The organism is Citrobacter amalonaticus (genome assembly GCF_018252635.1).
GTDB lineage: Bacteria > Pseudomonadota > Gammaproteobacteria > Enterobacterales > Enterobacteriaceae > Citrobacter_A > Citrobacter_A amalonaticus_E.
In genome coordinates, this window is record NZ_JAGTXM010000016.1 from 1 (window position 1) to 1,616 (window position 1,616).

Sequence of the window (1,616 nt, forward strand, 5' to 3'; positions counted from 1 at the left end):
GTTGGGTAGGGGAGCGTTCTGTAAGCCTGTGAAGGTGTATCGTGAGGTATGCTGGAGGTATCAGAAGTGCGAATGCTGACATAAGTAACGATAAAGCGGGTGAAAAGCCCGCTCGCCGGAAGACCAAGGGTTCCTGTCCAACGTTAATCGGGGCAGGGTGAGTCGACCCCTAAGGCGAGGCCGAAAGGCGTAGTCGATGGGAAACAGGTTAATATTCCTGTACTTGGTGTTACTGCGAAGGGGGGACGGAGAAGGCTATGTTGGCCGGGCGACGGTTGTCCCGGTTTAAGCGTGTAGGTGTGTGTTCCAGGTAAATCCGGTTCACTTTAACACTGAGGCGTGATGACGAGGCACTACGGTGCTGAAGYAACAAATGCCCTGCTTCCAGGAAAAGCCTCTAAGCATCAGGTAACATCAAATCGTACCCCAAACCGACACAGGTGGTCAGGTAGAGAATACCAAGGCGCTTGAGAGAACTCGGGTGAAGGAACTAGGCAAAATGGTGCCGTAACTTCGGGAGAAGGCACGCTGATAGGTAGGTGAAGCGATTTACTCGTGGAGCTGAAATCAGTCGAAGATACCAGCTGGCTGCAACTGTTTATTAAAAACACAGCACTGTGCAAACACGAAAGTGGACGTATACGGTGTGACGCCTGCCCGGTGCCGGAAGGTTAATTGATGGGGTTATCCGTAAGGAGAAGCTCTTGATCGAAGCCCCGGTAAACGGCGGCCGTAACTATAACGGTCCTAAGGTAGCGAAATTCCTTGTCGGGTAAGTTCCGACCTGCACGAATGGCGTAATGATGGCCAGGCTGTCTCCACCCGAGACTCAGTGAAATTGAACTCGCTGTGAAGATGCAGTGTACCCGCGGCAAGACGGAAAGACCCCGTGAACCTTTACTATAGCTTGACACTGAACACTGGTCCTTGATGTGTAGGATAGGTGGGAGGCTTTGAAGCGCGGACGCCAGTTCGTGTGGAGCCRTCCTTGAAATACCACCCTTTAATGGCTGGTGTTCTAACGTAGGCCCGTAATCCGGGTTGCGGACAGTGTCTGGTGGGTAGTTTGACTGGGGCGGTCTCCTCCTAAAGAGTAACGGAGGAGCACGAAGGTTAGCTAATCCTGGTCGGACATCAGGAGGTTAGTGCAAAGGCATAAGCTAGCTTGACTGCGAGCGTGACGGCGCGAGCAGGTGCGAAAGCAGGTCTTAGTGATCCGGTGGTTCTGAATGGAAGGGCCATCGCTCAACGGATAAAAGGTACTCCGGGGATAACAGGCTGATACCGCCCAAGAGTTCATATCGACGGCGGTGTTTGGCACCTCGATGTCGGCTCATCACATCCTGGGGCTGAAGTAGGTCCCAAGGGTATGGCTGTTCGCCATTTAAAGTGGTACGCGAGCTGGGTTTAGAACGTCGTGAGACAGTTCGGTCCCTATCTGCCGTGGGCGCTGGAGAATTGAGGGGGGCTGCTCCTAGTACGAGAGGACCGGAGTGGACGCATCACTGGTGTTCGGGTTGTCATGCCAATGGCACTGCCCGGTAGCTAAATGCGGAAGAGATAAGTGCTGAAAGCATCTAAGCACGAAACTTGCCCCGAGATGAGTTCTCCCTGAC

Annotated in this window: 1 rRNA gene; it reads left to right on the top strand. The window is 53.5% G+C overall.

Going from position 1 to position 1,616, the window contains the following annotated elements:
- Positions 1-1,616 (top strand): 23S ribosomal RNA (locus KE671_RS22495); the annotation flags it as partial.